18 protein-coding genes are annotated in these 16,888 nt (G+C 69.2%); 8 read left to right on the top strand and 10 right to left on the bottom strand.

Annotated elements, in window-relative coordinates; translation table 11 throughout:
• Positions 1–2: 2 nt before the first annotated feature.
• The 5 genes from ACGFIV_RS09275 to ACGFIV_RS09255 all read right to left on the bottom strand — a co-directional run bounded on the left by ACGFIV_RS09275 (position 3) and on the right by ACGFIV_RS09255 (position 5,527).
• Complete coding sequence (locus ACGFIV_RS09275) at positions 3–935, bottom strand: ABC transporter permease (protein WP_358547828.1); 933 nt, start codon at positions 933–935, stop codon at positions 3–5.
• Entirely contained in the window at positions 932–1,969 is a 1,038-nt protein-coding gene (locus ACGFIV_RS09270; protein WP_392833448.1) for an ABC transporter permease, read from the bottom strand. Before ACGFIV_RS09270 ends, ACGFIV_RS09275 begins: the two co-directional genes overlap by 4 nt.
• Positions 1,966–3,759: an ABC transporter substrate-binding protein gene (locus ACGFIV_RS09265; protein WP_392833445.1), complete on the bottom strand. Its 1,794-nt coding sequence runs from the start codon at positions 3,757–3,759 to the stop codon at positions 1,966–1,968. The genes ACGFIV_RS09270 and ACGFIV_RS09265 overlap by 4 nt, the downstream gene beginning before the upstream one ends.
• Positions 3,760–3,966: 207 nt before the next feature.
• On the bottom strand, positions 3,967–4,587 hold the full coding sequence (locus ACGFIV_RS09260; protein WP_392833442.1) for an SAM-dependent methyltransferase: 621 nt from the start codon (positions 4,585–4,587) through the stop codon (positions 3,967–3,969).
• Entirely contained in the window at positions 4,571–5,527 is a 957-nt protein-coding gene (locus tag ACGFIV_RS09255) for an NmrA family NAD(P)-binding protein (RefSeq protein ID WP_392833439.1), read from the bottom strand. Before ACGFIV_RS09255 ends, ACGFIV_RS09260 begins: the two co-directional genes overlap by 17 nt.
• A gap of 104 nt (positions 5,528–5,631) precedes the next feature.
• Here ACGFIV_RS09255 and ACGFIV_RS09250 point away from each other — a divergent pair, with 104 nt between their 5' ends.
• Both ACGFIV_RS09250 and ACGFIV_RS09245 read left to right on the top strand, forming a co-directional pair.
• On the top strand, positions 5,632–6,201 hold the full coding sequence (locus ACGFIV_RS09250; protein WP_392833436.1) for a TetR/AcrR family transcriptional regulator: 570 nt from the start codon (positions 5,632–5,634) through the stop codon (positions 6,199–6,201).
• A 508-nt stretch (positions 6,202–6,709) separates the two neighbouring features.
• Positions 6,710–7,198 carry a hypothetical protein gene (locus ACGFIV_RS09245; protein ID WP_392833433.1) on the top strand — a complete coding sequence of 163 codons (489 nt, stop codon included), beginning with the start codon at positions 6,710–6,712 and terminating at the stop codon, positions 7,196–7,198.
• Positions 7,199–7,426: 228 nt separating this feature from the next.
• Here the strand turns inward: ACGFIV_RS09245 and ACGFIV_RS09240 are convergent, their stop codons facing one another.
• Both ACGFIV_RS09240 and ACGFIV_RS09235 read right to left on the bottom strand, forming a co-directional pair.
• The gene (locus ACGFIV_RS09240; RefSeq protein WP_392833430.1) at positions 7,427–7,822 is read right to left on the bottom strand and encodes an ATP-binding protein; all 396 of its coding nucleotides are present in this window, start codon (positions 7,820–7,822) and stop codon (positions 7,427–7,429) included.
• 5 nt (positions 7,823–7,827) lie between these two features.
• A complete protein-coding gene (locus ACGFIV_RS09235) occupies positions 7,828–8,094 on the bottom strand; it encodes a hypothetical protein (protein ID WP_392833427.1) in 267 nt (88 codons plus the stop codon).
• A 209-nt stretch (positions 8,095–8,303) separates the two neighbouring features.
• Between ACGFIV_RS09235 and ACGFIV_RS09230 the strand changes: the two genes are divergently transcribed.
• Both ACGFIV_RS09230 and ACGFIV_RS09225 read left to right on the top strand, forming a co-directional pair.
• Positions 8,304–9,134, top strand: coding sequence for a helix-turn-helix domain-containing protein (locus ACGFIV_RS09230; RefSeq protein ID WP_392833424.1), 831 nt, complete (start codon positions 8,304–8,306; stop codon positions 9,132–9,134).
• Positions 9,134–9,364 carry a DUF397 domain-containing protein gene (locus ACGFIV_RS09225; RefSeq protein WP_392833421.1) on the top strand — a complete coding sequence of 77 codons (231 nt, stop codon included), beginning with the start codon at positions 9,134–9,136 and terminating at the stop codon, positions 9,362–9,364. Before ACGFIV_RS09230 ends, ACGFIV_RS09225 begins: the two co-directional genes overlap by 1 nt.
• 109 nt (positions 9,365–9,473) lie before the next feature.
• Here the strand turns inward: ACGFIV_RS09225 and lysS are convergent, their stop codons facing one another.
• Positions 9,474–11,192 (bottom strand): lysine--tRNA ligase, encoded by a 1,719-nt coding sequence (lysS, locus tag ACGFIV_RS09220; protein WP_392833523.1) that lies wholly within the window; start codon positions 11,190–11,192, stop codon positions 9,474–9,476.
• Between the two features lie 177 nt (positions 11,193–11,369).
• On the opposite strand from lysS, the gene ACGFIV_RS09215 reads away from it, so the two are divergent.
• Positions 11,370–12,089 (top strand): DUF6461 domain-containing protein, encoded by a 720-nt coding sequence (locus ACGFIV_RS09215; RefSeq protein ID WP_358547800.1) that lies wholly within the window; start codon positions 11,370–11,372, stop codon positions 12,087–12,089.
• A gap of 108 nt (positions 12,090–12,197) precedes the next feature.
• On the opposite strand, the gene ACGFIV_RS09210 is transcribed toward ACGFIV_RS09215, so the two are convergent.
• On the bottom strand, positions 12,198–12,677 hold the full coding sequence (locus ACGFIV_RS09210; protein WP_358547798.1) for a hypothetical protein: 480 nt from the start codon (positions 12,675–12,677) through the stop codon (positions 12,198–12,200).
• 279 nt (positions 12,678–12,956) lie between these two features.
• On the opposite strand from ACGFIV_RS09210, the gene ACGFIV_RS09205 reads away from it, so the two are divergent.
• The 3 genes from ACGFIV_RS09205 (at position 12,957) to ACGFIV_RS09195 (ending at position 14,764) form a co-directional block, all read left to right on the top strand.
• A complete protein-coding gene (locus ACGFIV_RS09205; protein WP_358547796.1) occupies positions 12,957–13,415 on the top strand; it encodes a Fur family transcriptional regulator in 459 nt (152 codons plus the stop codon).
• 130 nt (positions 13,416–13,545) lie between these two features.
• Complete coding sequence (locus tag ACGFIV_RS09200) at positions 13,546–14,196, top strand: hemerythrin domain-containing protein (RefSeq protein WP_358547793.1); 651 nt, start codon at positions 13,546–13,548, stop codon at positions 14,194–14,196.
• 145 nt (positions 14,197–14,341) lie between these two features.
• Positions 14,342–14,764 carry a hypothetical protein gene (locus ACGFIV_RS09195; RefSeq protein WP_392833415.1) on the top strand — a complete coding sequence of 141 codons (423 nt, stop codon included), beginning with the start codon at positions 14,342–14,344 and terminating at the stop codon, positions 14,762–14,764.
• A 166-nt stretch (positions 14,765–14,930) separates the two neighbouring features.
• Here the strand turns inward: ACGFIV_RS09195 and asnB are convergent, their stop codons facing one another.
• The gene (asnB, locus tag ACGFIV_RS09190) at positions 14,931–16,793 is read right to left on the bottom strand and encodes an asparagine synthase (glutamine-hydrolyzing) (protein WP_358547787.1); all 1,863 of its coding nucleotides are present in this window, start codon (positions 16,791–16,793) and stop codon (positions 14,931–14,933) included.
• Positions 16,794–16,888: the final 95 nt, after the last annotated feature.

Below are 16,888 nucleotides of genomic sequence, written 5' to 3'. Positions count from 1 at the left end.
GGTTACTCCTCACGCAGCCGTGGGTTGAAGATCTCGTCCATCGCGTCCACGATGAGCACGATGCCGAGCGTGAGCAGCAGGATGGCGAGCAGCGGCGCCAGCAGGTACGGCAGCGCGGCCGTGCTGGTCAGGGCCCCGCCGCCGAAGACGGCGAGGTTCAGCATCACGCCCCAGTTGTTGGAGTCGAAGGGCAGGACGCCGAGGAAGAACAGGCCCACCTGGGCGTAGATCGCGCCGGTCACGGCGATGAGCACGTTCATCGCGATGTACGGCGCCATGCTGGGCAGCAGTTCGCGGGCGACGATGTGCCGGGTCGACAGGCCGAGGCCCTTGGCGGCCTCGATGAACCCGCGTTCGCGCAGGGAGAGCGTCTGCGACCGTACGGCCCGCGCGACCCCGCCCCAGCCGAGCAGGCCGAGCACCAGGCCCATCTCCAGCGGGCTGTTGAACTTCCAGACGGTCGACAGCACCAGCAGCAGCGGAAGGCCGGGGATCGTGAGCTGGAGGTCGGTGATCCGCATGAGCACGCTGTCCCAGCGCCCGCGGTGGAAGCCGGCGAGCAGCCCGAGGGCCGTGCCGAGCGCGACCGTGATGGCCGCGGTGGCGAGGCCGGTGAGGATGACGTACCGCGAGCCGGTGACGACCAGCGCGAGCACGTCGGTGCCCTCGAAGTCCGTGCCGAAGGGATGGGCCAGGCTCGGCGCGGCGTAGAGCGCGTCGTCGTCGCGCGGGAGGTGGGCGGGGTAGAGCATCGGCCCGGCCACCGCCATGATCGCGAACAGCGCGACGATGGCCACACCGAGGATGCGGCTGGGCTTGCGGCGCAGCACGCGCCCGACGCCCCGCCAGAAGTTGCGCCGCAGGGTCGCGCGCATGCCCCCCGGGCCCTGGCTGCTCCCCCCGGTTCCCCCGGGCAGGAGTGTGGTCACCGTCATGCCGCGCCTCCAGTCCGCACCCGGGGGTCGATCACGGCGTACAGCAGGTCCGCCGCGATGTTGGCGACGATGATCGCCATCGTGGTCACCAGGAAGGTGCCGCCCATCAGGGCGTAGTCGCGGGCGCCGATGCTGTTGACGAGCAGCAGCCCGAGCCCGGGGTAGTTGAAGATGCGCTCGATGAAGATCGCGCCGCCGAACAGCATGCCGAGCGACAGCGCGAGGATCGTGAAGAGCGGCAGGATCGCGTTGCGCGCCACGTACCGGAACAGGACTCCCCTGGACAGTCCGCGCAACTCGGCGGCCAGGATGAAGTCGTCGCCGAGCACGGTGGCCACGCTGGACTTCATCGCCAGCACCCACCCGCCGTAACTGGCCAGCGCGTACGTCAGCACGGGCAGGGTGGCGTGGTGAATGAGCGAGGCCAGGTAGCCGGCGTTGAAGCCGGGCACGAACTCGACGTCGACCGGGCCCCCGGCGGGGAAGATCGGCCACAGGGTCGTGAAGATCGCCAGGACGAGCAGCCCGATGACGTACTGCGGCACGCCGTGGAGCAGCGAGCCGGAGATCGACAGCAGGTCGCCGAGCTTGCCGGACCGCTTGATTCCCGCGTAGACCCCGAGCGTCACGCCGAGCACGAAGCTCAGCAGCGTGCCCCCGAGGACCGGCAGCACGGTCCACTTGGTGGCCGAGGCGATCAGCGTGACGACCTCGGTGCCCGGCGTGCTGAGCGACTGGCCGAGGTCGAGGTGGATCAGCGCCTTCATGTAGCCGACGTACTGCTCCCACAGGCTGCCGGTGGGCAGGAACCCGTAGAGCGCCGCCGTCGCGCGTTCGGCCTGGTCAGGGGACATGCCGCGCTCGATCAGCGTCTCGTACTGACCGAGCACCGGGTTGCCGGGGATGTTGCGGATGATCACGAAGCTGATCGTGGTGACCACCCAGATCATCACCAGGCCCCGGACCAGATGGCCCGCGAGCCGTCGGGGTACCGCGTTCTTCCGGGGACCGCCCCGGGGCGCGAAGAGCTTCATACGCTGTTCTTCCTGATCATCCCGAGTTGCATCCACACACCCGCGGGCAGCCGCAGCGCCTCGCTGCCCGCCTCCGGCCAGCCGGTGTAGCGGGTCGTGTTGACGAACTGCGTGTTGACGTAGTCGTAGATCTGGATGACGGGGAGCTGCTCGTTCGTCAGTCTGGCCAGCGTGCCGACGATCCTCTTCTGCTCCTCCGGGGACGCCAGGTTGAGCTGGTTGGTGAGCTCTCCGGGATTCACCCCGCCGATCGTCTCGGGGCCGGCCATCCAGTTGCCGTTCTTGCCCGGCGGAGAGTGCCTGAGCCGCCCGGCGAGCAGCGACCAGCCGTTGGCCGAGCCGTACACGCGCTGGTAGATGTTGTACGGCGAGGGCCCGAGTGCCATCAGCCAGAACCCGATGTCGAACTTTCCTGAGGACAGCTCGTCCAGGTAGAGGATGTAGTCGGCCGAGGTGACCACGCTGGCCTCGATGCCGTGGTCGTTGAGCTGGCTCGTGATCGACTTGGCCGCCGCGACCCAGTCGGAGAACGACGCGGGCACGTTGAGCTGCACCTTCCAGGGCTTGCCGTCGGGCATCGCCCACGTGCCGCCCTTCTTGACCATGCCGGCGGCCCTCAGCTCCTTGTCCGCCTTGGCGGCGTCGACCTTGTACTGGTCGAGGGCGCCGATCTGGTCGCCCAGCCACGCCTTGGCGGCGCTGCCGTGGATGCCGGTCGTGGTGACCGACGGGGTGCCCGCCTCCGGAGAGGCGATCTTCGTGACCTGGTTCCTGTCGATCAGGTACGCGAGGGCGCGCCGCACGTGCACGTTGTCGTACGGCTTGCGCGCCTGGTTGAACGCCAGGGACGCCGCCACCGGGGAGTAGCCCTTGCGGATGTCGTTGCCCGGGGTCTCCTTGATCCGCGTCATGACCGCGGCGGGCACGGCCGTGAAGGGCGCGCTGTCCAGCTTGCCGGAGACCAGGTAGTTCCAGATCTGCTCGTTGCCGGTGTAGTTGAGGACCTTCACCTTGTCGGGCACGATCTTGGCGGCGTCGTAGAAGTACGGGTTCCTCTTCAGCAGGGCCGCGCCGGGGTTGACCCGCTCCAGCACGAACGGGCCCGCCGAGACGTCCTCGCGCGGCGCGAAGGCGATGACCTTCTGCGACAGCCCGGTGATCTCGGTCTTGGCCTTCTCGGCGGCGGGGCCGGTGCCCCTGGCCGCCGTCAGCGTCGTCCAGAAGCCGGCGGGCAGCAGCGGACCGTACACGTGGGCGGGGACGACGACCGTGGAGAGCACGTTCCTGAGGAACGCGTTGCTCCGGTTGGCCCCCTGAACGATCTTGACGGTCTTGGCGTCCACGATCTGGATGTCGGCCGCCGCGCCCGCCGCGCCCGCGTTCACGGTGTACGCGCTGCCGCCCTGGGTGTAGGCGAGGCCGATGGACACGCGGATGTCCTCGCTGGTGACCGGCTTGCCGTCAGACCAGCGGGCGTCCGGCTGCAGGTGGATGACGACCTCGCCCTGGTCGGGCGTGGCGGTCCAGCTCGCGGCGAGACCCGGGTAGAACTGGTTCGGGTCCATCAGGTCGTTCTTGGGCCAGGCCAGCGACATCGCGTCGTAGCCGACGAACGTGCTCCCCTGAGGGTTGAACGGGTTGATCGGTGCGGTCGCGTCGATCTGCTTCGCGCCGTCGATCGTGGTGTAGATGCCTCCCGAACCGGCCGAATCACCGGTCTCCGTGGTGCCGCAGGCGGCAGTGGCTGTGGCGACCGCCGCCAGGGCCGCGATCGCTGCGAGTCGCTTCATGAAGTGCTCCAGGTCCCCGATTGCCAGGACCATACGGGCGCCAGGGCAGGGTGGTCAATTTTTTTCCTCCGTACACCCTAGCATGAAGTTATTCTTTACCTAAGCTGCTCACCTGCGATAACACCGTCCGGCTAGCCGATGGCCGGGTACGAAACAGGGCCCCGGCGTCCAGCCGGGGCCCTGTTTCGCTGCTTGACGGGGGTCGGGTCAGAGGATCCTGCCGACGCCGCCGACGGCGCCCGCCTCACCCTCCTTGACGATCGCGAAGCCCATCTCGGGCCGCCAGTCGTGCAGGGGGACCACTCCGGGGTCCACCAGATCGAGCCCCTCGAAGAACGCCCGCACCTGCCCGGGGGACCGCGAGGTGACCCCGGGGGCCGAGGTACGGCTGAAGACCTTGTGCCCCTCGGCGCCCTTGTCCTCGCTCAGGTCGCCGATCGAACCGTGGGAGACGACCAGATGGCCTCCGGGCCCGAGCGCCGATCGGAAGGTCGTGACGATCTTCATGGCCTCGTCGTCGTCCGGGATGAAGTGCAGGACGCCCAGCAGGAGGATCGCCACGGGCTGGGAGAAGTCGAGATGGGCGCGGACGTCCGGATGGTCGAGAAGCTCCTGCGCGCCGCGCATGTCGGCCCCGACGACCGCCACCCGGTCGTTCTCGGCGAGGAGCGCGCGGGCGTGGGTGAGCACGATGGGGTCGTTGTCCACGTAGACGACCCGGGACTCCGGCGCGAGCTCCTGGGCGACCTGGTGGACGTTGCGCTGGGTCGGCAGCCCCGCCCCGACGTCGAGGAACTGCCGTACGCCCTGCTCACTGAGGTAGGTCACCGTGCGGACCAGGAACTCGCGGTTCTCCCGGGCGACGTCGCGCCCATTCCTCGAAGGTCGTGAGCGGGATGCCGAAGGCCCGCGCGTACTCCGGGCGGGCGCGCTGACCGGCCACGTTGATGAATTCGTGGGATGTGACGCCCGGCCCTGGCATTCCCGCGGCGACCGCCTCCTCCATGGTCATGTCGGGCGCGGGCACCTCGGTGCCGAAGGCGCGGGAGAGGACCTCGGCGATGTCCGTCAGCGTCAGGTAGTCGCCGGCCAGTTCCAGCTCGACCCCGTGGAACCGCTCTGGTGCGGCGATGGCCGCGGCGGCCGTCGTGCCGATGTCGTGGACCGCGACGAGGGAGAGCCGGGCGCCGGGCTTCAGCACGGTCACCAGGCCGCCCTCGACGCCGCGGGGCAACAGGTAGGCCACGGACGGGAGGAAGTTCTCCATGAAGAAGCCCGGCTTGATGATCGACCAGTGCGTGAAGCCCGCCTCACGCACACGGTCCTGGGCGCCGGCCTTGGCGGCGAAGACGGGCTCCATCGAGGCCCAGCGGCCCTCGGCCCAGCCTGGGGCCTCGGTGTGGTGCCCCGCGCCGGTGACGGACGTGTGCACGAACTGCGGGACGCCCGCGGCCAGCGCGCCTTCGACCAGGTTGACGGCCTGGGTCAGCTCGCCCTCGAAGTCGAAAGCGCTTCCCTTCATCGCGGGCATCTGCACCGAGAAGACGGCTCGGGCTCCTTGCGCGGCCCTGACCACGGAGTCGCGGTCGTGGAGGTCGCCGGTGACCAGTTCGGCCCCGATCGCTTCGACCGCCCTCGCCCGGTCGGTCGCGGGGTCGCGTACCAGCGCCCGGACGGGGACGCCGGTCGCGAGCAGGGCGCGGGCGGTGGCACCACCCTGCCGCCCGGTGGCGCCGGTGACCAGGACAGGTGCGGGATCGGTGGACATGAGGCGTCTCCTCTGGTGCGCAGCCGTTAAACGGCGGACCCCGCCGTTTATGCTTCGGTAAGATACGGCGGGCCCCGCCATTTAGCAACTGTGAGGTGATCGCCATGCCCGTCCAGCGTGCGGACGCCCGGCGCAACTACGCACACCTGCTCGCCGTGGCCGAGGAGGCGATCGCCGCGCACGGCGCCGACGCGTCCCTGGAGCAGATCGCCCGCACCGCGGGAGTCGGATCCGCCACCGTGCGTCGGCACTTTCCCAGCCGCCACGCGCTGCTGCAGGCGGTCTTCCGTGAACGGGCCGAGACCCTGTGCGCCCACGCCCGCGACCTGACCGGCAGGGCCGACACCCGGGCCGCGCTGCTGGAGTGGCTGAGCGCCGTCACCGCGGACGCCGCGACCATCCGGGGGCTGGCCATCGCTATGGCCCGCGACCGGGCGAGCGAGCCGGACGTGACGCACGACAACTGCTGCTCGGCGCAGCTCACCGAGGCGGGCGCCCCACTGGTGCGCCGCGCCGCAAGCGATGGCGCGCTGACACCGGGCGTGACCATCACCGACCTTCTCACCCTGATCACCGGCATCGCCCTGGCCACCGAACAGCACCCTGACCCCGCCGCCGAGGCAGGCCGGCTACTCGACCTGACCGTGGCGGGATTCAGTCCCCCTAAGGGGTGAGCGGATCGGCCAGCGGTGACTCATTGACACAGATCTCGCTGCGCATGCATATGCATCGCTGTTTCACGACTCTGCGGCGTGCACTTGGGCATCGTCGCTGCCCATCTTCTCGGGGTTCCGAACCGATCCCGGGCCCCTCGGCCTCCATTAGGAGGTGGTGCCCCCGCCGTTCACGTCCGCGTTCAGCACCGTGCCCGCCCATACCTGACGTAGCCAAACGGCGCGATGTGCGTGGTTTCCACGATGGCCGGTTGCTAATGATAAAGAGTCAAAAACTTTTCACTTTCCCCTTTTCGCCCCTCGCTCAAACCTGGCGCCCGCCTGTAGACGCGGCCTTCCAGACCATCCTCAAGACCCGCATCTGCGGGAAGCTGACCGGGACGGGTTTCCTGTAAACGACCCTGGCTTCATTAGTACGGTTTCCTGGTGGGCGCGCTGTCTCGCGCCCACCAGGTCCGCCACAATCCACGCCTGCGGTTGCGGCGAAGAGGAAATGAGGAATTACGCGATGAGCAGAAACTTCGGCATGTCGACGCGAATTGCACGGGCCATAACGGTCATCGCCTATGGGGCGGCGGTCGTGACCGTGACCTGGGCTACGGTCGGCAACCTTCTGGGTGATCAGATCTACGGGCGCCTCCTCATGGTCCTCCTGGCCTTACCTGTGTCGATCGTCGACTGGCTGGTGGGCGACATGGTCTTCAACGCGCTGCGCGGTGGCCCGGCCGGCACCTCGAGCGGCATCTTGGACTTCATCGCCCTTGGCTGGCCCGGGATCGCCATGGTGATCGTCTTGGCGGTCCTGTTGACGCGTCATCGCCGCCGGCCAGGGCTCGTCGCCGGATGGCTGCTCACCGCCGCGACGTTCATCTGCGGCGCCGCCATCCTTCTCGACTCGTGGTCGCCCCGCCGCCCGTGGGGGTGGCCGCTGCTGGCCTACGCTTTGATCATGGCAGGCGGCCTCATCGTCTCACGGCGCCGAGAACCCGCAGCTTGACCGGCACCAGCCAGTCCCGGACCGCTTAAAGACCGTCGTTGTCCCAATCCCGCTCATCAGGGTCGAGGAGTTGGCCGGATGCCGGTCGGACCGGGTGAAGGAGCTCATCGCGGCTTCCTCCCGGCGGGAGTCTCGGTGGTAATGACCATTGGCCTTGCTTTGATCGGCCGAACGGCGAATTCTCTGATAGATCTGACGCCCGTTCCCCGACGTAGGCCGAGGACCCGATCATCCCGTCACCTCGAACCAGATGGTCCGGCCTGTCGTGTCCTGTTCCCAGCCCCAGGCCGACGACAGCTCGCGTACGAGCCACAGCCCACGGCCGCTCTCACTGAGCGGGTCGACCTGTGCGGGGATCTGCGGAATGGCGCCGGTCGAGCCCTGGTCGATCACTTCGATACGCACGGCGTGACCGGTGTCCCTCGCCACGAGCCTTACCACCCCGCAGGTCGTACGTCCGCTGTCGGTGTGCCGCACGGCGTTCGTGACCAGTTCGCTGACCAACAGTTCGACTTCGTCCACGCCCTGGTGGCCGGCCGCGGTCAGCAGTTCGCGCATACACGCGCGTGCGACCGAGGCCGCCGTGACCGTACCCGGGAGATCGATCGCCCCCAGGAGCCCCACGGTCCTCATTGGGCCAGGTCCCAGATACGGTCCGCCGCGTCACCCGACAGCGCGCGTACCCTCTGGCCCTCGCCCCGACCCCACGTGAAGAACCACGTGCCCTTACGCGACATCGCCATGACCTTCAACGGCCCCGATGTCCGAGGAACCAGCAGGATCGGCTCCTCACGACTCGGAAGGTCGACCGCCGCGCTCAGGCCCCGTTTGTGCAGATCCCACGCCAACCGGACCAAGTGAATGAACTGCTCTTCCTGCCGGGTACGCGCCGCCATCTCTGGCCTCTCTTCCTAGCGTCGGTCTCGGCCGACTACGACCGGTCATACCTCCTTGCCGATATCATGGTGCAGCCAGCATGCTGTTGTTGGCAAGATGCCAAATACAAGTTTCCGGTTTGCCCGTGCCTGTCCCATGCGGGGACTCTCAACGGGTCGAACCGCCTTCTGAGGAGAGGTATCCGTTGGCCATCGGGAGCAGTCCCACCGTGAGGCGCAGACGACTTGCCAGCGAACTACGCCGCATCCGCAAAGAGGCCGGCCTCACGGCCGAAGCGGTCGCTGAAAGACTGGAACTTGATCCGTCATGGGTCAGCCGTGTCGAGACCGGACGGCGCGGTATCCGCGCGATCGATCTCCGTGCGCTCCTGGACGTCTACAACATTCACGGCACTGCCCGGGAGGAGCTTCTCGTTCTCGCTCGCCAGGCCCGGCAACGAGGTTGGTGGCATTCCTTCGGCGATGTGATCCCGGAATGGTTTCAGGTCTTCGTCGGCCTGGAGGCCGAGGCGTCGGAACTACGCAGCTACGACACCGAACTCGTGCCCGGCTTGCTCCAGACGCCCGACTACTACCGGGGCTACATCAGAACGGCACCCATGGCGTCGAGCCCCGAGGAGATCGACCGAAAGATCGATTTCCGCCAAGCCAGACAGGCACGGATCACCGACGCCAACCCGTTGCAGCTTTGGGCGGTCATGAACGAGGCCGTCATCCGTCGCCCTGTCGGCGGTACGACGACTATGCGGGCACAGCTTCTCCACCTGACGGAAGCGTCCGAACGACCGAACGTCACCCTGCAAGTACTCCCGTTCGCCGCAGGACCGCACCCGGCGATGGACGGCGGGTTCGTCATCCTCGGTTTTCCGGAAGCCCCAGACCCTGACGTGGTCTACCTGGAGAACCAGGTAGGTAGCCTTTATCTGGAGGAACCTACAGGGGTTGATCGGTATAACCTGGTCTTCAACCACCTGCGAGCGAAGGCCCTCGATCCGGATCAGACCCGGAGCCTATTTGCTCAGGCGTCGAAGGAAGCGTGATGATCGTGAACATTGACGGCGCAGGGACGGAGGCTCACCTGTCTCTCTTTCTATGGCGCAAAAGCAGCTATAGCAACAACGGCGGCAACTGTGTCGAGGTCGCATCGAATCTGCCTGGCGTCATCGGAGTCAGGGACAGCAAGGACCCGGCCGGACCAGCACTGATCTTCACCCCTGGCGAATGGTCGGCGTTCGTGAGCGGCGTCAGGACCGGCGAATTCGACGCCTGAGCCCACTGCTGACCGTCAACCTGGCAGACGTCAGGCCCGGGGAGCCCTCGCTACGGCGAGGGCTCTCTCGCGTTCAGAGCAAGAACACAGATCTCTCGTACGGGCCGAGTCAGCCGCCCAGGAGCTTGCGTACGCGGTCGGCGCCGACCGCGAGCAGGAGCGTCGGGAGGCGCGGGCCAGTGTCGCGGCCGACCAGAAGTCTGTAGAGCAGGGCGAAGAACTCGCGCTGGGCGACCTTGAGCTCCGGGGTGGGCTTGGTGTCGGGGGCCAGGCCCGCCTGGACCTTCGGCACGCCGTACACGAGCGTCGTGAGCCCGTCGAGTGACCAGTGCTCGTCGAGCCCGTCGAGCAGCAGCCGCAGCGACTCGCGCTCGGTGTCGCCGAGGGACGCGAGCAACGGGGCGTCGGGCTCGTCGCGCACGCGGGTGCGCTGCTCGGCCCGGACCTGGGTGGTGATCCACCGCTCCGCGCGGTCGAGCCGGGGCCGGGTCTCGTCGAGGGACGTGATCGGGTGCTCGGGGTCGAGGTCGCGCAGGATACGAAGGGTCTGCTCGCTGTGGCCGGTGGTGATGTCGACGATCGAGGCGAGCGTGCGGTAGGGCAGCGGCCTCGGCGTGACCGGCAGCGGTCCGGCGGCGGTGCCGGTGGCACGGCTGTACGCGGCCACGTCGGCGGGCAGCGCGGAGCCGTCACTGATCTTGCGCTCCAGGGCGTCCCACTCGTCGTACAGCCGCTGGATCTCCTGGTCGAAGGCGATCTTGAACGACTGGTTCGGCTTGCGCCGCGCGTACAGCCAGCGCAGCAGCGGGGCCTCCATGATCTCCAAGGCGTCGGCCGGGGTGGGGACGCCGCCCTTGGAGCTGCTCATCTTGGCCATGCCGCTGATGCCGACGAAGGCGTACATCGGCCCGATCGGCTGCTCGCCGCCGAAGATCTCCTTGACGATCTGCCCGCCGACCACGAACGACGACCCCGGCGAGCTGTGGTCGACCCCGGAGGGCTCGAAGACGACGCCCTCGTACGCCCAGCGCATCGGCCAGTCGACCTTCCACACGAGCTTGCCCCGGTTGTGCTCCGACAGCAGCACGGTCTCGGCGTGCCCGCAGGCGCAGGTGTAGGACAGCTCGGTCGTCTCATCGTCGTACGCGGTGACCGTGGTCAGGTCGCGCTCGCAGACCGAGCAGTAGGGCTTGTACGGGAAGTAGCCCGCCGCCGCCGTGCCGTCGTCCTCCTCGGCGGCGCCCGAGCCCTCGGCCGCCGCCTCGGCCGCGGCGGCGTCGGCCTCGTCGAGCTTCTGCTGCGGCTTCTTGGGCGCGGCCGGCTTGTCCTTGGTGCGGTAGCGGTCGAGGATCGCGTCGATGCGCTCGCGCTCGCGCATGGCGAAAAGGATCTGCTCGCGGTAGGCGCCGGAGGTGTACTGCGCGGTCTGGTCGATGCCGTGGAACTCCACGCCCATCTCGGCCAGCGCCGCGATCATCGGCGCCTTGAAGTGCTCGGCCCAGTTGGGGTAGGCGCTGCCGGGCGGCGCGGGCACCGAGGTCAGCGGCTTGCCGATGTGCTCCGACCAGGACGAGTCGATGCCCACGGGGACCTTGCGGAACCGGTCGTAGTCGTCCCAGGAGATGATGTGGACGACCTCGTGGCCCCGGCGCCGGATCTCGTCGGCGACCAGGTGGGGCGTCATGACCTCGCGGAGGTTGCCGAGGTGGATGGGGCCAGAGGGGCTGAGGCCCGAGGCGCAGACGATGGGTTTGCCGGGAGCGCGGCGCTCCGCCTCGGCAATGACCTCGTCCGCGAACCGTGAGACCCAGTCGGCCTCGGCGCTCATAGCCACGATGGGCACATCCTTCCTAGGAAAGCCTGACGCCTCCATTCTCCCGGACCGCCGAAGTGGCCCGTGCAACCGTGGCGCGGTCTTGCCGGAAAGTCCTATGACGCCGCCGATTCTGTCGGTCGTCCTTGAAAGGATCATGATGCCTTAGAGCCATGGCGAAAGGATTCGGCGATGAGCGGTGCGACCGCGGCGGACTACGCCTGGTTGGGCGAGTCCGATGACGACTACTTATGCGACTCCGGCTTCTGCGTCACCTTCGTGCGTGACGTCTCGCCCGAAGAGGCGTTCCGCCGCATCGGCGTCACCCCCGAGCCGATCGATCTCACCCCCGAGCACATCAGCGTCACGCCCGAGCGCATCGGCGCGACCCCCCGGAGGACTGACGGCCCCGGGCGGACGGACGGCCCCGGCGGGCTCTCCGCCGACCGGCCCATCACCGCGTACGAAGCCTTCGGCGGCACCGTGCTCCTCGAACGGAACGGCTTCGCCGGGACGCTGGCCGAGGTGACACGACGGCTCTCGGCGGGCACGGTGATGGCGGCCGTCTCCGGCGGCCTCGGCCTGGAACGGCGGTTCCTGTACGCCGCCGACGGCCGCCTGATCACCGGCTTCGACCCGGACGGCTCCGGCGCGCGCTGGGGCGCGAGCCCCGGCCTGCTCCTGGCGCACATGCGTGAACTGGGCTTGCCCATTGGGGAACACGCGGGCGAAGATCCCGATGACGAGCCCCGCGACCCCAGCGACGATGGGGAACCCTGCGAACCCGGCGAAGGCGAGGACGATCCCGTGTTCGCCGCCATGGCCCTCGCCGAGCGCGCCACCGGCGTACGGGTGACCTCGGGGCACCTGACCAGGCGGGCGCTCACGGGTTCCGCCGCCCGCCTGTACTGAGCGAGCGTTCCCCGCGGCCCCACAGGCCGCGCGGGCGTTCCCCGCGGCCCCACGGCCGGTGGGCGTTCCCCGCGGCCTACGGGGCGGCCCACACGGCACGGGAGCACGTCAAGGCATCTCCGACGCCTGTGTCCGCTGGATGTCGGCGAAGGCGGCCTCCAGGCAGGCGTCCAGCGAACGGCCTGAGAGCGCTAGCAGGTCGGCGACGAGCAGCGGCGCGTGCCGGGCGACTTCCATCGCGTCGAGCCTGAAGTCCTCCGTGTCGGCCTGGTGCACGCCGAGGGCCCCGGCGACCAGCAGCACCAGCACATGGGGGTCGAGGCCCGGGAACCAGCCGGCCGCCGACCGCGCGCAGCGCGCGACCATCTCCTGGACGTCGTCAGCGGTCAGCCCGTCGGGGTGCAGTTCCTCCAGCGACATTCTCACCACGGCGCCCAGCACGAGGCCCGCGTGCTCGGAGTCGAGCGCGCCGAGCCGTGCCGCCTCCCGCTGGAACGTCTCCGCGTCACGCGACCGCGCCGCCGCCACGGCGTCGGCGGCCGTCTCGGCGACGACCCGCGCGGGCTTGGGCAAGTGACGCCAGGACACGCTCATCGGCTCCTCCGTCGGGCTCGGCAGGCCAGCATGCCACGGTGTCCCCCCCCCCCGGCGAGTAGTCCACGGCGGGACGGCCTCACGTCGGCCGCCCGAACCCCACACGACCTACGGCCCGAGCCCCACACGACGTACGGTGAGCGGGCGCCGGGCCGTCGCGGCGCCCAGGGAGAGCGCGCTGTGGAGCGCTGGGAAGAGCGGCCCGGTTGGTAGTGTTCACAGCGACGGAAGCCGTACGCGGAAGGCACTCGCCGACGGGTGGGAGGGCTCAGCATGACGTCGCAATCGACCCAACCGGCGCCACATCTCGACAGGCCGCCCACACGGGGCACCCGGGTCAGGGGCACCCGGCAGGCCGAGGCGCTGGTGTCGGTCCTCGGCAAGCTGTCGGGGTTCCACAGCGCCCAGGAGATCCACGCCGAGCTGCGCCGCCGGGGTGAGCGCGTCGGCCTGACCACCGTCTACCGTCACCTGCAGGTCCTCAGTGAGGACGAGGTCGTCGACGCCATCCGCGACGAGAGCGGCGAGACGCTCTACCGCCGCTGCGCGACCGGCGGTCACCACCACCACGTGACCTGCCGCTCATGCGGGCGCAGCGTCGAGGTCGAGGGCAAGGCCGTCGAACGCTGGGCCGCCCGCGTCGCGGCCGAGGCGGGCTTCGTCGACGTCGACCACACCGTGGAGATCTTCGGCGTGTGCCCCGGCTGCGCATCCGGCGCCTCCTCTCCCTGACCGCGCGATCTCTCCGGCCCCTCCGGCGCGGGGCCCCGGCAAGGGCGACAAGGCCCTTGAAGCCTCGGTGGTAGTGGCTTCCAAGTTCGCGTTAAGTCGGCGTGAAGTAGTGGCGCGCAGGGTGTGGAGTATGACAACCGCGACCAACGCCCCCCGGCGCTGTGCGGGTGAGCCCGCCCCCGACCTCGTCACGGCACTGGCGTTCCACGCCGGCCTGCGCCGCGACTTCCTGCGCCTGGCCGACGCCCTCGACAGGTGCCCTCCCGGTGACGTGCTCAGGCGCGCCCTGATCGACGAGCACACCGCGCTGATGCTGCGTGGCCTGCACCACCATCACACCTGCGAGGACACCCACCTGTGGCCGCTGATTCGCGGGCTCGTCCCCGAGGCGGGCCCGGTCCTCGACCGGCTGGCGGCCGACCACCAGGAATTGGACGCGGTGGTCGAGCGGCTGGCGGTCGCCGGCAGGCCCGCCGGGGAACAGGCCGAAGATCTGCGCAGGTTCCACGAGATGCTGAGGACTCACCTCGATCTGGAGGAGGCGGAGGTCGTGCCGCTGATCACCGAGCACGTCAGCGCGGCCTGGTGGGAGAAGACGAGCAAGGCGTCCAGCAGGGGCCACGGCCGGGACCTTCCGATGATCATCGCCTGGACCATCGACGCCGCGGGCCCCGAGGGCGGCGAGCACATCTTCAGGACCGGGCCCTTCATCCTGCGGCTGCTCTACCGGCTTTTCTGGCAGCGCGCCTACGAGCACCGTGTGGCCCAGGTCTTCGGATGATCGGCCCGGCCGCGCGTACCCCCGGCACTGGAACGCCGCGAGCCCGCGCCGCCCTCGGGATCCCCGAACTCCGCCCCAGCTAGTCCCTGGAAATGTCGGTGCCACGGCTTAGGCTGCTGGGGACGAACGACAAGGGGAGGTAGCCGTGGAACTCGATCTCGACAATGCGGTCGTCCGGCTGTGCGCCGACGGCATGCGGGCCGAGTCCGAGGGCAAGCCGGAGGACGCCCGCCGGTTGTTCGACCAGGCGTGGTCCGAGCGGGGCGACGACTTCGACGCCTGCGTGGCCGCGCACTACGTCGCCCGGCAGCAGGATTCCCCGGAGGAGACCCTCCTGTGGAACGCCGTCTCGCTGCACCACGCGAACGCCACGGCAGATGAGCGCGTTCTGGAGTTCTACCCCTCGCTGTACCTCAACATGGGCGCCTCGCACGAGCTCATGGGCGACCCCACCGAGGCCGCGCGCTACTTCCGCCTCGCGGCCGACCACGCAGGTGACCTCCCCAGAGGCCCCTACGGCGACATGCTAAGGCAGGGCATCGCCGACGGCCTCGAACGCGTGAGCTGACCCCGGCCGCAGTGCCGGCCGCAACACGGGCCCGCGCGCCGCTCGACCCGGCGGTGGCGGTGCATGTGCCGGGCACGGTGCCCATGCCTGACTCGTCAGGACGCGGGTCGCTCATCTCGGCGGGCGCGGACGCGCGCCGGAGACACGGGTGTCCGGGCGGGTGCGGTCACACGTTGATTCGCACCTTGTACTGTTCCAGCCAGGCGTTGAACTGCAGAAGGCCCTCAAGGGCGGCCCGCACATCGTGGCGGCTGACCGTGCCCTGCGGCTGCTCCAGCATGGCCCGCACCCTGTTGACGTCGATCATCGGCTCCGCGGCGAGCCGCCCGCCGGCGAGCAGGCGGGCCGCCTCCTCCCGCAGGGCCTTCTCGTACGCGGGGTCCTGCGTCGAGGGGTAGGGGCTCTTGCGGCGCTCCAGGACCGAACGCGGCAGCACGTCGGTCACGGCGGCACGCAGCAGGCTCTTCTCGTGCCCGTCGAAGGTCTTCATCGACCAGGGCGTGTTGAAGACGTACTCCACCAGCCGGTGGTCGCAGAACGGCACCCGCACCTCCAGGCCGACGGCCATGCTCATCCTGTCCTTGCGGTCGAGCAGGATCTGCACGAACCGGGACAGGTGCAGGTAGCTGATCTCCCGCATGCGCTCCTGCGACCCGCTCTCCCCCGGCAGGCGCGGCACCTCGTCGAGCGCCTGGCGGTAACGCTGGGCGCGGTAGCCGGGGATGTCCAGCTTGGCCAGCAGACCGGGGTCGAGGACGTCCTCCAGGGCGGTGAACCGCGCGCCCCCGTGGGCCGCCAGCCAGGGGAACGTGCCCGCGTTGACCGCCTCCGGGTCGTGGAACCAGCGGTAGCCGCCGAAGACCTCGTCGGCCGACTCCCCCGACAGCGCGACCGTCGAGTAGGCCCTGATCGCCCTGAACAGCAGGTAGAGCGAGGTGTCCATGTCGCCGATGCCCACGGGCAGATCGCGTGCCCGCAGCACGGCGGCCCGTATCTTCGGGTCCATGAGCTCGGCGGAGTCGAGGACGATGTCGGTGTGCTCGACGCCGAGATCCTCCAGGTGCCGGACGAGGTCGTGGACGTACGGCGTGTCCGGGGTGTCGCGCATCTCGTCGGGGCTGAAGTTCTCGGTGTAGCCGACGAAGTCGACGGAGAACGAGCGGAGCTTGCCCTTGCCGTGGGCCCGGAGGCCCTTCGCGGCGAGCGCGGTGACGGCACTGGAGTCCAGGCCACCGGACAGCAGCGTGCACAACGGCACATCGGAGATCAGCTGCCGTTCGATGATGTCGTCCAGCAGCCCGCGAATGGTGTGGACGGTGGTCCGCACGTCGTCGGTGTGCTCGCGGGCCTCCAGCCGCCAGTAGCGGTCCTTGGCCACCCCCTGCCGGCTGACCGTGACGACCCCGCCTGGGCGCACTTCGTACATTCCCTGGTAGATCGCGCATTCCGGAGTCTTGACGAACGAGAGCAGCTCTCTGAGCCCATCGGCGTCCACCCTGGGCGGCTGGGACAGCGGGTTGGCGAGGATCGCCTTGGGCTCGGAGCCGAACAGCACGCCCGCCCGGGTCGGGTAGTAGTAGAGCGGCTTGATCCCGAGCCGGTCGCGGACGAGCACCAACCGGTCCTCGCGGGCGTCCCAGATCCCGAAGGCGTACATGCCGTTGAGGCGGCTGCCGAGATCGGCTCCCCATTCGAGGTAGGCGCGCAGGACGACCTCGGTGTCGCTGCGGGTGCGGAACCGGTGACCGCGCGCGGCCAGTTCGGCGCGCAGTTCCTGGAAGTTGTAGACCTCGCCGCTGTAGGTGAGGACGGCCAGGACCTCGCCGTCCTCCTCGGCGACCATCGGCTGGCGTCCGCCCTCGATGTCGATGATCGCGAGCCGCCGGTGGCCCAGCGCCCCATGTGGAGAGAGCCACATCCCCTCGTCGTCCGGCCCACGGCAGGCCATGGTCTCCGTCATGTCGCGCAGGGTGTCCCGTGACTCCTGAAGATCGCCCTCGAAGTCCACCCACCCACAGATTCCGCACATCTCGACGACCCCACGTTTCGTCGGAAGAGCAAGTCGTACCTGGTCAAGCCCCTAATAGGCCCCCTGCCCTGTACAGGACCGCGGCAACCCTGACC

This window comes from Sphaerisporangium sp. NPDC049003 (genome assembly GCF_043197795.1).
In the GTDB taxonomy this organism is placed as follows: Bacteria; Actinomycetota; Actinomycetes; order Streptosporangiales; family Streptosporangiaceae; genus Sphaerisporangium.
This window is presented reverse-complemented; position numbering and strand designations above follow the sequence as displayed.